11 protein-coding genes and 1 pseudogene are annotated in these 14,673 nt (G+C 65.2%); 8 read left to right on the forward strand and 4 right to left on the reverse strand.

Annotation, left to right across the window (positions count from 1 at the left end):
* The first annotated feature begins 256 nt into the window (after positions 1-256).
* Both K6I40_RS26485 and K6I40_RS26490 read left to right on the forward strand, forming a co-directional pair.
* Positions 257-1,563: pseudogene (locus K6I40_RS26485) on the forward strand (hypothetical protein).
* A 129-nt stretch (positions 1,564-1,692) separates the two neighbouring features.
* Entirely contained in the window at positions 1,693-3,090 is a 1,398-nt protein-coding gene (locus K6I40_RS26490) for a PAS domain-containing sensor histidine kinase (protein ID WP_222918375.1), read from the forward strand.
* Between the two features lie 64 nt (positions 3,091-3,154).
* Here the strand turns inward: K6I40_RS26490 and K6I40_RS26495 are convergent, their stop codons facing one another.
* Positions 3,155-4,747 (reverse strand): alkaline phosphatase family protein, encoded by a 1,593-nt coding sequence (locus K6I40_RS26495; protein ID WP_222918376.1) that lies wholly within the window; start codon positions 4,745-4,747, stop codon positions 3,155-3,157.
* Positions 4,748-5,016: 269 nt separating this feature from the next.
* On the opposite strand from K6I40_RS26495, the gene K6I40_RS26500 reads away from it, so the two are divergent.
* The 4 genes from K6I40_RS26500 (at position 5,017) to K6I40_RS26515 (ending at position 9,086) form a co-directional block, all read left to right on the forward strand.
* Positions 5,017-5,949 carry a polysaccharide deacetylase family protein gene (locus tag K6I40_RS26500; protein ID WP_222918377.1) on the forward strand — a complete coding sequence of 311 codons (933 nt, stop codon included), beginning with the start codon at positions 5,017-5,019 and terminating at the stop codon, positions 5,947-5,949.
* 112 nt (positions 5,950-6,061) lie between these two features.
* Positions 6,062-7,183 (forward strand): Gfo/Idh/MocA family oxidoreductase, encoded by a 1,122-nt coding sequence (locus K6I40_RS26505; RefSeq protein ID WP_222918378.1) that lies wholly within the window; start codon positions 6,062-6,064, stop codon positions 7,181-7,183.
* Positions 7,180-8,109: a DUF362 domain-containing protein gene (locus K6I40_RS26510; protein ID WP_222918379.1), complete on the forward strand. Its 930-nt coding sequence runs from the start codon at positions 7,180-7,182 to the stop codon at positions 8,107-8,109. The genes K6I40_RS26505 and K6I40_RS26510 overlap by 4 nt, the downstream gene beginning before the upstream one ends.
* A gap of 5 nt (positions 8,110-8,114) precedes the next feature.
* Positions 8,115-9,086: an NAD-dependent epimerase/dehydratase family protein gene (locus tag K6I40_RS26515; protein WP_222920468.1), complete on the forward strand. Its 972-nt coding sequence runs from the start codon at positions 8,115-8,117 to the stop codon at positions 9,084-9,086.
* Positions 9,087-9,389: 303 nt separating this feature from the next.
* On the opposite strand, the gene K6I40_RS26520 is transcribed toward K6I40_RS26515, so the two are convergent.
* Positions 9,390-10,382, reverse strand: a complete 993-nt coding sequence (locus K6I40_RS26520) for a glycosyltransferase (RefSeq protein WP_222918380.1) — start codon at positions 10,380-10,382, stop codon at positions 9,390-9,392.
* A 162-nt stretch (positions 10,383-10,544) separates the two neighbouring features.
* Here K6I40_RS26520 and K6I40_RS26525 point away from each other — a divergent pair, with 162 nt between their 5' ends.
* Together K6I40_RS26525 and K6I40_RS26530 are read left to right on the forward strand one after the other, a co-directional pair.
* The gene (locus K6I40_RS26525; protein WP_222918381.1) at positions 10,545-11,645 is read left to right on the forward strand and encodes a DUF354 domain-containing protein; all 1,101 of its coding nucleotides are present in this window, start codon (positions 10,545-10,547) and stop codon (positions 11,643-11,645) included.
* A gap of 106 nt (positions 11,646-11,751) precedes the next feature.
* Entirely contained in the window at positions 11,752-11,958 is a 207-nt protein-coding gene (locus tag K6I40_RS26530) for a hypothetical protein (RefSeq protein WP_222918382.1), read from the forward strand.
* Between the two features lie 210 nt (positions 11,959-12,168).
* On the opposite strand, the gene K6I40_RS26535 is transcribed toward K6I40_RS26530, so the two are convergent.
* On the reverse strand, positions 12,169-13,248 hold the full coding sequence (locus tag K6I40_RS26535; RefSeq protein WP_222918383.1) for a glycosyltransferase family 2 protein: 1,080 nt from the start codon (positions 13,246-13,248) through the stop codon (positions 12,169-12,171).
* Positions 13,241-14,647, reverse strand: coding sequence for a nucleotide sugar dehydrogenase (locus K6I40_RS26540; protein WP_222918384.1), 1,407 nt, complete (start codon positions 14,645-14,647; stop codon positions 13,241-13,243). The genes K6I40_RS26535 and K6I40_RS26540 overlap by 8 nt, the downstream gene beginning before the upstream one ends.
* Between the last annotated feature and the right edge of the window lie 26 nt (positions 14,648-14,673).

Genomic DNA, 14,673 nt, shown 5'->3' on the forward strand with positions numbered 1-14,673 from the left:
CGTCGGTCACACGATTACGGGCTCCGATACCGTCCCAATTGTCGTCCCCGCCGACCGCACACCTCGAGCGAGCGATCCACTCTCCGATCGCGGGTGAGCGGGACCGACTGCGGTCCCCGCAGTCGAAGTATGCTGCCCCTATCGGTCCCGGACAGTCAGCTATGGATTGCTTTCTCGAGTGCTGATTGATCAACGGTTCTGGTGGTTTTTGTAGCCCGTCGTGGTCCGCTCACTCGAGAGCGACACGTCCTTCATCATGTCATCAATTATCATTGATCGGCTGACTGCCGACGGCGGAACCCTCGAGTGTTCGATTCGATCCACGGCCGACCTCGAGCGGTTCTTCACCGACGAATCGTTCCGAACAGAGTATGACGTCTCGATCGAGGACGTTCCCGACGGCGTGCTGGCGATTCCGGTCCTCGCACAGATCTGTCCGGTCGCGTGGGCCAACGGGGCCGACGTCTACGTCGACGAGGTCGACGCAACCTTTGCACAGGCTCTCGAGGACGTGAAAACGTCGCTGTGCGAGATGCACGACTTCCTCGAGGGTGGAACCCTCTATGCGCGTTGGACGATCGATCCGGAGCCAGAGCCGAGCGACGAGAGCGGGCTCCTCTTTACCGGCGGCGTTGACTCGACGTGTTCGTACGTCCGCCACCGCGAGGAGTCGCCGACGCTGGTCAGCATCCGGGGCTGGACGATCACCCCGAACTCCGCCGACGACGGGAAGTGGGACGCGCTGCGAACGCGCGTCTCGCGGTTCGCCGACGACCACGACTGCGAGACCGCATTTGTCGAGTCGAACATGCTTTCGTTTCTCGACCATCCCATGTTGCTGGCCCACTACAAGCGTCACGTCGACGGCGGCTGGTACAGCTCCGTCGGCCACGGGCTGGGACTGCTCGGTCTCTGTGCACCGATGGCCTACGCGCGCGGGATGACTACTCTCTATGTCGCCGCGACCCACTGGGACGGAATCGACCTCGAGTGGGGCTCGCGTCCCGACATCGATGATCACGTTCGGTGGACCGGGACGCAGTGTCACCACGACGGCTACGAACTCACCGCCAGGAACGTATCGACCGCATCGCCGACTACGTCCGCAACGAGGAGCCGACACTGCAACTCCAGACCTGTAACGATCAGATGGACGGCAACTGCGGTGAGTGTGAAAAGTGCTACCGCACTGCCGTCGGGCTTCGTCTCTCGGGCCTCGAGCCGGCCAATCATGGCTATCCGTTCGCCGACTCGGACTACCGTCGGCTCCGGCGCTCCCTCGAGCGCGGTGACTGGGTGCTCGGTCAGGATGAGCGCCACATGTGGGCGGATATCCGCGAGCGCGCTCGGGAGACAGAACCCGCCACGCCGGCCGAGCAGACCTTCTTCGAGTGGCTCGAGGGCGTCGACTTGGACGACCTGATTTCGGAGTCTGAACCACCGCTCACCGACCGACTGCTCCGTGCCGGCGCGAGAAACGCCCCCGCTCCCGTCTATAACACCGTCTACCCGGCCTGGGTCACGGCGAAAACCGGACTACGGCACATCCGGACGGATCGATAGCCGTTGGCTCCGTCGTCTCGCTCGGAGGGCCACCCTCGTCCCGTCGGTCGATCGTTTCCGACGGTCCGAGCCTGTATACTGCCCACCACGCTTTTCTCCCGGTACAGGAAACGGTAGCATAGTATCGCGATGACCGTCGAAATCGACGACTTGGACTCGGTCCTGCTCGAGTATGCCCAAGACAAACTCGCTATCGTCGATGAGGGTGGCACGTACGTCTACGTCAACGCGGCGAGCGATCCCATTCTCGGCTACGAACCAGACCAGCTCGTCGGCGAGCGGTCTCAGGAGTACGTTCATCCGGATGACAGGCGGGCAGTCGCGGATCGGTTCGAGCAGGTCCGTTCGTCGGCGGAGTCGTCGGTGACGGTCCGCTATCGCCACGCGACCGCGGACGGCGAATGGGTGTGGCTGGAGAGCCGCGTGACGAACCTCCCGGACGATACTCTCGACGGCTACGTCGTCAGCTCGCGGGATATCTCCGATCAGGTGACTGCGGAACGGGAACGCCGCGACGCCGAGAGCCGACTACGGACGATCGCCGGCACCGTCGGCGACGTCCTGTGGATGTTCAACGGCGACTGGAGCGAACTGCTGTTCGTCAATCCGGCCTATGAGGACGTCTTCGGCCAGTCCGTCGCCGATCTCGAGGCAAACCCCCAGAACTTTCTCGAAGCCGTCCACCCCGACGACGCCGCCTGCGTCCGGAAGGCCATGGATCGCGCCTCGAGCGGCGAATCCGTCGACATCGAGTATCGCGTCAACCCGAACGCGGAGTACAACCGCTGGGTCTGGGTCCGAGCCGAACCGATCGTCGAGGACGGTGAGGTCGTCCGCATCGTCGGGTTCTCTCGAGATATCACCGGTCGTCGACGGCGCGAACGCCAGCTGGCGGTCATGGACAACCTGCTCCGACACAACCTGCGAAACGACATGGCCGTCGTCCTCGGGAACGCCGAGTGTATCGCCCAGGAGGCCGACGATCCATCTCGCGAGCGCGCAGAGATCATTCGACAACAGGGACGGGAACTCCTCGAGAGCGCGGACAAACAGCGCGAGATCATCGATCTGCTCACGGACCATGGGGTGCCGGCGTCGATCGATCTCGTCGCAGTCGTCGCTAACGCGGTCGATGCGATCGGAGAGAAGTACCCGAACGTGACGATCGAAACGACGCTACCGGCGTCTGCGACCGCGAGCACCCTCCACGAGATCGAGTTGGCCGTGACGGAACTCCTCGAGAACGCCGTCCGACACGAGCCTGACGGACTGCCGGACGTATCGGTTACTGTCCGTTCAGGCGCGGAAACTGTCGATATCGTCATCCAGGACAACTGTCCGCCGATTCCGGAGGTCGAGTTTCGCGTTCTGACCGGTGACTGGAAGATGGACGATATCTATCACACGTCCGGACTGGGGCTGTGGCTCATCTACTGGACCGTCGACCTCTCGGACGGCCAAATCTCCTTCGAACGGTCCGAGAACGGGAATACGATCACCGTGTCGCTCCCGCGCGGCCAGTCCTGATCGGTTCGCTCACGACGACCAGTCTCGGTCGGTGAGCGAACCGACCGACGGACCGTCGGGTCGGTCACTCCATGTAGCCGAGTCCCTTCAGCCGATCCTCCACGTCGTCGAAGTCCTCGTCGACCTCCTCACCGTTCTCGATCCGGCCCACCGCCGTCCGCTCGACTTTGGTCGCCGCCGGCGTCCCCTCCTCATCGAAGGCGTCGAAGAGGACCCGCCCGTCGGCGTTTTCCGGCACGGGCTCGCCGATTCCGTGCAGCAGCGTCGGCGCGATGTCGACTACTCGAGCCCCGCGCAGGGTCGCGCCGGGTGCGATCGACGGGCCGCGACAGAGAACGATCCCCTCGCTGCGGTGGCTCGCGTCGTAGGTCCCCGTATCGCCGCGTATCTCGTCTGACATCCCGCTTCGGGACTCGTAGACGCCGCGGCCGCCGACCACGAGATCAGGCGAGTCCTCATCCGTCGGAAACAGGTCGTCCCCGTCGTGGACGACCAAGAGGGAATCGCCGTCGTCGTCGGTCGCTGACTCGAACGTGGCTCTAATATCGGCCTTTATTTCGGACACTTCGCTCGGCGAGACGACGCCGCTGTCGAAGCGCTCGGTGTCGTTGATATAGCAGTTGCCGGTGTCGTGGACGAACGCGACGGTCCGGTCGTAGTCGACGTCGTAGAGGGCGTGATCGCCGGGGATCTGCTCGGCAACGGAGTCGACCAGCCGCCGAGGCAGCGACTGGACGAGGGTTTCTTCGGTGATACCAACCCGATTGAGTGCCCCGGTAATGGCTTCGCGAGAGATGCCGAGGCTCGCGAGCGCCCCGCGGGTTCCCTCGTCCTCGCGCCGGAAGAGGTACCCTTCCTGCTCCAGAATACGGTTGACATAGACAAGTTCCTCGATCGGGCCGAAGCCGTGATCGGAGACGACATAGAGGTCTGCATCGTGATCATCCGTGTACTCCATGACCTCGCCGAGTATGTTGTCGAGTTTCTTGTAATGGGCGAGCAGTCGGTCCATATCCCAGATAAGGTGCTGGAACCGGTCGGGCGCGGTGTAGACGAAGAAGAACAGCTGCCAGTCGTCGCCGGCGCGATCCATCTGGATCTCCATGAGTTCGCGACGTTTTGTGAGCATGTCGTCAACAGCGACCTCGAAGTCGTCCAGCCGATCGGCGTACTCGGGATAGTCGAGACTGATATTATAGTCCGGAATCCGGGAGTCAATCTCGTCTTGCAGATCCGATGGATGCGTGAACTCCCGATCCGTCGAGGGCGTCATCATCCCCGTGACCATGGTGCCGTCGATCTCGCGGGCTGGATATGTCATCGGGACGTTCCCGACGTGGGCCGGCCCGAGCTGATCCCAGAGGGCCGGCTGTGCGAGATTCCGACTCGTGTACATTTCGTGGCTGTATTCCGAAGAGAGATTCTGAAAGCCGTAGATGCCGTGTTTGTCCGGCCATACCCCCGTCGCGATCGATGGCCAGGCAAGAGGCGTCGTCGGCGGGCGAGTGCTGTCGAGCGTTCCGGACGCACCCTCCTCGCGCATCCGGGCGAAGTTCGGGAGTTCACCCTCGTCGCTCCATTGCTCGATGAGTCTCCACGGCACGCCGTCGAGTCCAAGCACGAACGCTCGCTCGGAGGGGGTCGTAGATCCGCTCATGATTATTGTATGAGACGTCGAAGACGCCTGTTGTCCTGTGGATCGCCCGATGAGCGCTTTGTTATAGAGAGGTTTCAGCGGAGGGTTCGTTCCTGCCGAGACTGTTCGGTCAAGTTAACGCGTCGATCAGCGTTTGTCACTCTCTCGTTTTGCTCCGCTCGGCTCGAGTCCCTCTCGATGTCCGGCCGTCGTCCCAACAAGACATCCATAACAAAGCCACCCAAACGCGACCGTCCGGATATGAGACGCATTCAATCGTGGTGGGATCCGTGGGCAGCGTCGTAATTTCCCTCGATGCCGAACTCGGGTGGGGATTTCACGACCTCACCGAACCGCCGGCGGACCGCGTCGAGGCCGGCCGCCGCGGCTGGTCGGTCATGGTGGAGTTGCTCGAGGAATTCGACGTGCCAGCGACGTGGGCCATCGTCGGCCACCTCATGCTCGATTCCTGTGATGGCACCCATGCCGATCATCCGGCTCCCGAGGGCTGGTTCGAGCGCGAACGGGGTGAGTGGGGAGACCGCCCCGACCTTCGATTTGGCCCCGATCTCGTCTCCGACGTTCTCGAGTCCGACGCCGGACACGAGTTTGCCAGCCACTCCTTTTCGCACGTCCTGTTCGGCCGTCCGGAGACGGACCGCAAGCTCGCTGACGCCGAACTCGAGCGCAGCCACGAACTCGCGGCCGACTGGAACCAGTCGATCGACTCGTTCATCTATCCGCGCAACGACGTCGGCCACCGCGACGTACTGGCCGACCATGGGGTCACGGCCTATCGGGGGAAATCGCCGACCAGAGACGGCGTTCGCGGCGTCTTCGACTCGACGATCCGAGACCAATCGATGCTGGTCGAACCGGTCGTCGATGAGTACGGACTGGTCAACGTGCCGGCGTCGATGTTCCTCTTCGGGTTCGAGGGCCCGGCGCGGACCGTCGCCGAGTCGATCTGGGAGGACCCGATGGTCGCGCTGGCTCGCCGCGGGATCGACGAGGCAGCGCGCACTGACGGGCTCTTTCACATGTGGCTCCATCCGAACAACCTGACCCGCGAACGGGACGACCGCCGCATGCGGGCAATCCTGTCGCACCTCGAGCGCCAGCGGTCGGCGACCGATCTCACCGTCGAGACGATTGCCGACGTCGCTCGTCGTATCACGGGACCTCCAAGTAGTACCGAACGGGCGACGGCGAGCTGGAGCTGATCGCCAGCTCCGGTCGACTTCGCCAGTAGTCGACCGAAGGCACCTGCTACTCGCCCGCTCGGGAGGATACGGCGACGATAACAAAGCCTACAGCCGGTCCGACTCCGGGTAGATGGCACTACCGCTTCTACATCGATGGACTGACTCGAGCGCCCTGTCGGTGGGGATACTCGGCGTCGGTAACATCGGCATGGTACACCTGAAATCGGCAGTCGCGATGCCGGACGTCGCGGTCGTCGCGGCCGCCGACGCCCTTCCCGAGAACCGCGATCGAGCCCGGAATGCCGGCGTTTCTCGCACATACGACGACTACGAGACGCTGCTCGAATCCGAGGAGTTGGACGCGGCGGTCGTCGCCTTGCCGCCCTTCCTCCACGCCGACGCGGTCGAACGGGCCGCCGAGGCTGGCGTCGACGTTTTCGTCGAGAAACCGCTCGCTCGCTCGACTGAGGAAGCCGATCGACTGCTCGAGACCGCCCGCGAGGCGAACATCGCTGTCGGCGTCGACCACACGCTGCGCTACCAGCCTGATATGGTGGGCGTCAAGGAGGCCTACGACAAGGGCGGCGTGGGCCACGTTCCATACGCCTCGATCACGCGGCTCAACGACCATCCGCTCGGTCGGCCGCCCGCAGGCGACGCGCCGCCGGAGTGGCCCATGGACCCCGACGCCGCCGGCGGCGGCTCCCTCGTCGAACTCGGCGTCCACTGTTTCGACGTCCTCGAGTGGTTGTTTGGGGACCTTGAGGTCAGAGACGCGTCGATGGGACGAACGCTCGAGACCGACGCCGAGGACGCCGCGACTGTGCTCATGGCGGCTCCCGAAACGGACACAACGATCACGCTCCACTGTGGTACCTACCAGTGGGAGCAGCTTCCGGAGGTCAACACCCGGCTGCGCCTCGAGGGCGTGACGGGGACGATCAGCAACCAGGAGCATCTGCCGGAGAACTTCTACGGCGACGCGGCGAAGTCCGCGCTATCGAACGTCGCGAGCCGGCTGACGAGCGACGAGCCGGATGTCTTCGGGCCGACGTTCTATCTGCAGGCCCATTACGACGCACTGGCCGACTTCTGTGACGCGATTCGCGAGGGCGAGCGGCCGCCAGTCGACGGCGAAGACGGCCGGCGAACGCTCGAGCTCGCTGAAACAGCCTACGAACTCGCCGCGGTAGGAGCGGAGGCGGACGTGGAGGACCCGGACGGCCTCGAGACGCCAGAGGTGTCCCTATGAGCACTGCACCGGTCCGCGCGGCCGCCGTCGAGACCGCCGAACGCCGCGGCGGCTGGATTCCCGACGTCAACGCCCGCATGGCCACACTCCAGTCACCGGTTCGGAATATCCTTGAGCCCGTCCTCGAGACGCTCGCCGAGGCCGACCGAATTACAGTCGTCCCGGACGCACACTATCCGTTCCACCCCTCCTCGGGCATGGTCACCGACCCCGCCGTCGTCGGCTCGGTCGTCGCCCGCCTCGAGCGGGAGACGGACGCCGACGTCGCGGTTGCCGGCGCGAGCGATGAGGACATTTCGTTCGACCGGACCGCCGCGTATCTCGGCTACGAGAGTCTGCTCGAGCGGTTCGACGCAGCCCTCGTCGATCTGGCTGACGAGCCCCACACCGGCGACCTCTGTGTGGTCGAGGACGCCCCGGTCGCGCTCTCAGTACCGAATCGCCTCGCCGACGGGGCCGTGGTCGTCATGCCGTCGCTCCGGCCGACTGAGGACGGGCCGGTCGCGGGCGCGATGCGGACGCTCGCCGACCTCGTCGACTGCGACGCGGGGTCCGATCGGGCTCCCGTTGTGGCGACGCGAGTCATTGACCCCCAGGTCGCCGTCCTCGACGCGGTGACCGCGTACGGCGGCGAGCCCGTCGCGGGGAACGCGCTGTTTGCGGGCTCGGCACCCGCCGTCGACGCCGTCGCAGCTTCCCTTCTCGGCCGATCGCTCGAGAGCGACGGGGCGCTTGAGACCGCTCGCGGGGATCGAGGACCGATCTCCGTCGAGGGCAACGCCGACTTCGAGGCGCTTCGAGCGCGAATTCCCGACGGAGAGTTGCCACCGGCGGACGACACCCATCCCGCCGTCTCCACTGCCTACCGCGTCTACGCAGCGGTGGCCGGCGACGCTGTCCCGCCGCAACTCGAGGGCGGGCGATGACCGCGATGACCGAAACGCGTACGGCAGCAGTCACCGGCGCGACCGGGTTCCTCGGCTCGCGGCTCTGTGACCGCTTGCTCGAGGAGGGCTGGACGGTTCGCGGGCTCAGTCGGCCGACCTCGGATCGGGGCGACCTCGACGGCGTCGACTGGTACGTCGGCGATATCTTCGACGTCGAGACGCTGCGAGAACTCGTCGACGGGGCCGACGCCGTCTTCCACCTCGCGGGGGTCGGCCTCTGGAGTGCCGGCCCCGAGACCGTCTGGGCGGTCAACCGCGACGGCACGGATCGGGTGCTCGAGGCCTGTCGCGACGGCGACGTGGGCCGTGTCGTGTTCACCAGTACCTCCGGGACGCGCCGTCCGCAGGGCGACGACGACTTTGCGGACGAGACGGACGTGGCCGAGCCGATCGGGGCCTATCAGGCGTCGAAAGCTGCGGCTGAGGATCTGATCGATCGATACGCCGATACGGACGGGGACGCCGTCACCGTCCATCCGACCTCTATCTTCGGCCCCGGCGACGAGGCCTTCACCGCACAACTGCTCTCGATGGGCGTCGACCGGACGATGCCCGCCCACCTCCCCGGCGGATTGAGCATCGTCGGCGTGTCGGACGTCGTCGACGGCATCACGGCGGCGTACGAATACGGCACTAGCGGCGAGCACTACATCCTCGGCGGTGAGAATCTCACCTACGACAGTGCCGTCTCCCGGATCGCCAACACCGTCGACGGTTCGCCCGCGCGAATCCGCGTCCCAGCTGCGGCGATCCAGGCCGCCGGTCCCGTGGCCGAGGTTGTCGACGCCGTCGCTGACCGACGGATGTTCCCCTTCGATCGAGAGATGGCCCGCCTTGCGACCCAACGGCTGTTCTACACCTCGCGGAAAGCCAGCGAGGAACTGGGCTACGAGTACCAGCCGATCGAGGCCCATGTGCCCGAGGCGATGGAGTGGTATCGGACGGAAGTGCGGTAGTCACCGATCGTCGGTCCGACCGACATACGGGAACAGAAACATCCTCATCTCCATTTCGAAGACCACGTTCGTCAGACGGCTGAACCGCTGTAACCTGAAACTCCCGCACAAGGAGTGAGGGTGAGAACGGACTCATTTTATAACAGACGAGAGAGCGAGTGATCGAGCCGCATCGCGACTCGAAGAGCACCGTGACGACCTCGAGATCTCGCTGACGACGTTCATCGAGCGCTACCCGATCGGAGAACGGTTCGGCTTCGATCGCGTTTCGCTCGAGTCTCCCGCTGAAGACCGGAACGGCCGTTACTCGAGTCGGCCCGCCGCACCCTCCACGCGCCGCGTCTCACTGCCGGCCTCGGTCTCGATCACCGTCCCGGCGACCCGTTCGTAGACCGCGAGCATCCGGTCGGCCGTGCGGTCGATACTGACCTCGCGAGCGGCCTCGCGGCCGTTCGATCGCTCGTCGCGCTCGAGGACGTCGATCAACCCGCGAATCAGGTCCTCGTCGCTCGTTGCGACGTGCGAGGAGTTGACGCCGGCCAGGCGCTCCCGAACGTCGCCCACGTCGACAGCGACGATAGGGAGGTTGCAGGCCAGGGCCTCCTTCACCGAGTTCGGCGAGCCCTCGCTATCGGAGGTCAACAGGAGCGCGTCGGCGGCGTTCATGTAGTCCGAGACGGCGTCGTGGTCGACACCGGAGACGGTCCGGAGCCGCACCGGTCGCTCGAGGAGGTTGTTGACGACGGTCACGACGCGCTCTGCCCGCGGATAATTTTTTACTCCGCGTGCGGGCGAGTACGGAAACAGTACCTCGTATGTGTCCTCATCGTCGTCCCAACCGACCCGTTTCTTCGCTCTCTCCTGTGGCTCCGGCCGGAACTTCTCAAGGTCGACCCCGTCGGGGATCACCGTACAGTCGCGGCCGAGGGCCTCACGCATCTCTTCGGACATGACGACGACCTCCTCACAGAACGGCGCGGAGAGCCGGCTGACGGGAGCGACGGGGCCGTGCACGTCAGACCCCCACAGCGAGAGGACGACCGGCTGCCGGAGCTGTGCGAGCGCCATCGGTGCCGTCAGGCCGTAGTGGGCGTGGATCAGGTCGTAGCCGGATCCCGCCTCTCTAATGACCCTCGGGACGGTCCGCACGTAATCCGCCGGCGATCGGTCGGTGTCGGCGTCGACCTCGCCGGCCACCGATACCGTGGTAAACGAGATGCCCCGCTCCTCGAGCGCCGCTAGCTGCTGGGTCATGAAGGGAGCGTCGGCGTTCGTCGTGAGCGTGAGGACGTGCATCTCGGTGACTGGCTCGACGGCCCGGGGTCGCTTTGTTATCCGTGAGGCCACTCGAGTTTTCTTCACGTAAACCTAGACGAACGGGCCGTATATGGAGGCTTCCGAGCGAATCCCCCCGTAGCAATGCTATTACAAAGGGCCGACGCGGGGTAGCTGGCATCGATGCGGATCCTCGTCTTGGCCAATACGCCCGCACATGTTCATCTGTATCGACACGCCGTCGACCGCCTCGAGCGAGCGGGACACGACGTGCTCGTGCTCACCCGGGAGTACGCCTGTACGACCGACCTACTCGACTATTTCGACATGCCCTACCGGGTATATGGCGACCACGAAACGGAGGGCTACTCGAAACTGGGGTTTGCCCGTGAGCTGGGCGGCCAGTTCCTGACGATCGGGGCCGAAGCGGTCCGGTTCAATCCCGACATCGTTTTCGGCCGAGGGCCCTACGCGGCCTACGCCGGCACGCTCACGCGGACGCCGGTCGTCCTCGTCCTCGACGACGAACCCGGAGACTTCAATCACACCGTGTCGCGACCGTTCGCCGACTGTATTATCTCCCCGAAAGTGACGCGCCGCGATCTTGGCGACGCTCACTACACCTTCGACGGGTTCAAGGAATGTGCCTATCTCCACCCCGACGTCTTCGAACCGAACGACGACGTCCGCGAGTACCTCGACGTCGACCCGGACGAACCGTACGTCCTCGTCCGGTTCAACGCCCTCGACGCGCTCCACGACGCCGATCTCGAGGGGTTCCGTCCCGAACAGCGCCGGGACCTGATCAAGCGCCTGAGCGAGGAAGCAACGGTTTTCGTCTCCGACGAGGGCGACGAGATGGACCTCCGGGAACTCCCCGCCCGGTCCTACGACCTCCACCCAGCCCTGATTCACGACGCCATGGCCGAGGCCTCGCTGCTGGTCGCCGACACAGGAACGATGGTCAACGAGGCCGCGCTGCTCGGCACGCCCGCCTTCCGCTACCGCGGAACCGACGACCACGAGTACGGCGAGTTCCGGGAACTCGAGCGCGCTGGCCTGGCCGAACAGTTCGACGAGTACGATGCGGTTCACGATCGCTCCCTCGAAATCCTCGCCGACGACGGTGCGAACGATCGCTGGCAAACGCGGCGACGGGAGTATACGGATGACCTCGTGAATCTCACTGACTTGCTCGTCGATGTCGCTCGGTCTCGCGGTGAACTCGAGCGACTCGATCGGTCGACGAAGCGAGTCCTACAGCCCCGTTCGCGATCGATGTAACGAGTCTCTGTTCCCACCTTCTCTATATTTCACGAACGATAATGTTGTATTGGCGCACACAAAACACTTTTATTCATCTCTGGAAAAGAGCCGACTAGCCCGTTCTATGAGTCTCTCCACACTCCTCAGTCATCTGTTCTCCGAGTCGGGGTCCGCGACCGACTCCCCCGAAACCCCCCGCGAGGGCGGCGACAACGTCCCGTCTGTCACGGTCGTCCACGAGTGCCGCGACTGCGGGACAAACGTCTCGGCCGAAACGGCCCGCTGTCCCGCCTGTGAGGGCGAAGATATCGTCACGTATTCGATCGAGTAGAGTCCCGACTGACTCTTCGAGTTCGGTCCGTTGCTATCGTCTCGATCGAACCGACTGCAAACGGGACTGCTTTCTGTGCCAGTAGCTGCGCTAAACGTCCGCTCTCGAGTGGCTATGCCGCCTTTCTGCCAGCGAAAAGTGCTATCGTCCGTTTCCCGTCATCCCGAAGACGTGACGGATTCGTGTGGGTCCGACGTCTTCGAGGGGCGGTTACGTCGAGTCGCCTTGTGCCGGCGCTCGCTCGTCGCGCTCCTGATCCCGGTCCGCTCTCGCCTGATCGGCACACGGGCGCTCGAGGTCTTCGTTCGCCTCGGCGTCGAGCCGGATGGCGGTGCCGAGCGAGAGGAGCCCGAGTAGAGCAGCGATGACCGCGGCGATCATCCCCGTAAGGCCGTCCTCGCCCCGAGCCGTCCGAGCGGCCGAGCCGACGAGCCCTGCCAGCCCACCGGCCAGGCCCACCGTGCCGGCACCGTAGTAGACGATCGCCGGATTGAACGACCGGATCACGTACCGGTTCGCGAGCCGCCAGCAGAAACTCCGGAGCAAGAGGAGCGAGACGAACCGAACGAACGACACGTACTCGATGCTGCTCTCCTCCTCGCCATAGACGGCCGACATGGGAACGTCCGCGACCCGAAACCCGGCCACGTTGAGGGCGGTCAGCAGGTGGTTGAGGAAGCCGTATTGGTCGGTGATCATCTCGAGATCGAGTTCCTCGATCGCCTCTCGCGAGATGGCGGTATAGCCGTTCTGTGGGTCGCCGATCGACCAGTAGCCCGAGGCGAACTTCGAGAGGCCGGTGAGCATCGCGTTCCCGACGAAGCGAAACGTCGACATGTCCTCGCGGTCCTCGGGGCGGAGCAGCCGGTTGCCCTTAGCGTAGTCGACCTCGCCCGTGACGACCGGGTCGATGATCCGATCGAGGATGGCCGGATCCATCTGCCCATCGCCGTTCATCACGGCGACGACATCCATCCCGTCCTCGGCGGCGCGGCGGTAGCCGGTCTTGACCGCCGCACCGTAGCCGCGGTTCTCCGTGTGGCGGATCGGGACAACGCGTCGGTCGTCGCCGCCGTCGGCCACCGCAATCTCCGGGGCGGTCTCGCCGTCTGCCGCTTCGTTGACTTGCCGGGCGACCCGCTGAATGACCGCCCAGCTCTCGTCGGGTGAGCGGTCGTCGACGGCGTAGATCCGATCGACGAAGTCGGGCACCGTCTCGATGACGCGGCCGACAAACGACGCCTCGTCATAGGCCGTCACGACGACGCCGATCTGGTCCCCCTTATACATCGTCTCCTCCGTCTACGGTCGCGTTCACCGGCATCGAATCGCCGCGTTCGGTATCGTCGCCGTCGCGCGCTCCTCGCGGCGGCCGTCCGTCGCTCGAGCCCGCCAGGTCGTACTCTCGATGGGCCGTCTCCGAGAGGTCGACTGCGTCTCGGCTGTCGACGACCGTCATCGGCTCGAGTGCTGGCCAGTCGATTCGGTCGAACGCCGCGTGGGGCGTGACAATCACGGCGGCGTCGAACGACTCCTCGGCCAGATCGTCTATCGCGACCGGTCGCGCGCCGTAGTCGGCCGGATCGACGAGCGGATCGACGCCGGCGACGTCCGCCCCGCGATCGCTGAGCCCGTTGATGATCCCCAGCGCGGGCGAGGCACGGGTCTCCTCGACGCCCGGTCGATACGTGATCCCGAGGACGACGACCGAGGTGTCCGCGAGGTCGGCCCCCGTTCGCTCGAGTTCCCGCTCGAGTCGGTCGACGACGACTGCAGACATCTCGTCGTTGACCCGGCGGGCCATCTCCGTCACGGCCATCGGCTCCTCGGTCCGGTCGAGCAGGAAGTGCGGATAGTACGGGATGCAGTGGCCGCCGACGCCCGGACCGGGGTCGTGCAGCTGGCACATCGGCAGGTCGTTCGCCGTATCGATCGCCTCGCGAACGGAGATATCGAGTTCGTCCGCGAGTCGGCCGAGTTCGTTCGCCAAGCTGATGTTCACGTCGCGGTAGATCCCCTCAAACACTTTGACCGCCTCCGCGGTCGTCGCGTCCGAGACGGGGTGGACATCGTTCTCCGAGAGCTCGTCGTAGACGACCGCCGCGGCGCGAGTGCTCTCCGCGTCGACGCCGCCGACGACCTTCGGGTACTGGCCGCGAATGTCCCGCAGCGCCGTCCCCGAGGACGTGCGTTCCGGACAGAACGCGAGCCCGAACTCGTCAGGTGCGAGCCCGCTCTCGCTCGTGAGGTGGGGTCGAAGGACATCGCGACAGGTCCCCGGCGGGAGCGTCGACTCCGCGATCACCAGGTCGCCGGGGCCGAGCCCGGCCGCGATGTCGTCGGCGACCGACTCGACGGTGGTCAAGTCCGGCTCGTTCTCGTCGTCCAGCAGCGTCGGGACGATGACAACGTGAATTTGCGCCGCCTCGGCCGCCGTCTCGCCGTCGGTCGTCACCTCGAGCCGGCCAGCGTCGACCTGGTCGGCGACGAGGTCGTCGAGGCCAGGCTCGCCGACGACGTGGCTCTGGCCGTCGCTAATCGTCTCGACGACGGCGGGGTCGACGTCGACGCCGGTCACGTTGCCCGTCGTCTCCGCGTACACCGCCGCCAGCGGGAGCCCCATCTTGCCGAGCCCGTAGACCGCGACCGGTATCTCGCCGCTCGTCAGCCGATCGCGCTGTCGATCCATGGACTGACTCGAACCGTAGAGCCCCC

It is taken from the genome of Natrinema sp. SYSU A 869 (assembly GCF_019879105.1).
In the GTDB taxonomy this organism is placed as follows: Archaea; Halobacteriota; Halobacteria; order Halobacteriales; family Natrialbaceae; genus Natrinema.

Coding starts and splice junctions, on each gene's coding strand:
- K6I40_RS26490 (WP_222918375.1), top strand. CDS start 1,693: ATGACCGTCGAAATCGACGACTTGGACTCGGTCCTGCTCGAGTATGCC.
- K6I40_RS26495 (WP_222918376.1), bottom strand. CDS start 4,747: ATGAGCGGATCTACGACCCCCTCCGAGCGAGCGTTCGTGCTTGGACTC.
- K6I40_RS26505 (WP_222918378.1), top strand. CDS start 6,062: ATGGCACTACCGCTTCTACATCGATGGACTGACTCGAGCGCCCTGTCG.
- K6I40_RS26510 (WP_222918379.1), top strand. CDS start 7,180: ATGAGCACTGCACCGGTCCGCGCGGCCGCCGTCGAGACCGCCGAACGC.
- K6I40_RS26515 (WP_222920468.1), top strand. CDS start 8,115: ATGACCGAAACGCGTACGGCAGCAGTCACCGGCGCGACCGGGTTCCTC.
- K6I40_RS26520 (WP_222918380.1), bottom strand. CDS start 10,382: ATGCACGTCCTCACGCTCACGACGAACGCCGACGCTCCCTTCATGACC.
- K6I40_RS26525 (WP_222918381.1), top strand. CDS start 10,545: ATGCGGATCCTCGTCTTGGCCAATACGCCCGCACATGTTCATCTGTAT.
- K6I40_RS26530 (WP_222918382.1), top strand. CDS start 11,752: ATGAGTCTCTCCACACTCCTCAGTCATCTGTTCTCCGAGTCGGGGTCC.
- K6I40_RS26535 (WP_222918383.1), bottom strand. CDS start 13,248: ATGTATAAGGGGGACCAGATCGGCGTCGTCGTGACGGCCTATGACGAG.
- K6I40_RS26540 (WP_222918384.1), bottom strand. CDS start 14,647: ATGGATCGACAGCGCGATCGGCTGACGAGCGGCGAGATACCGGTCGCG.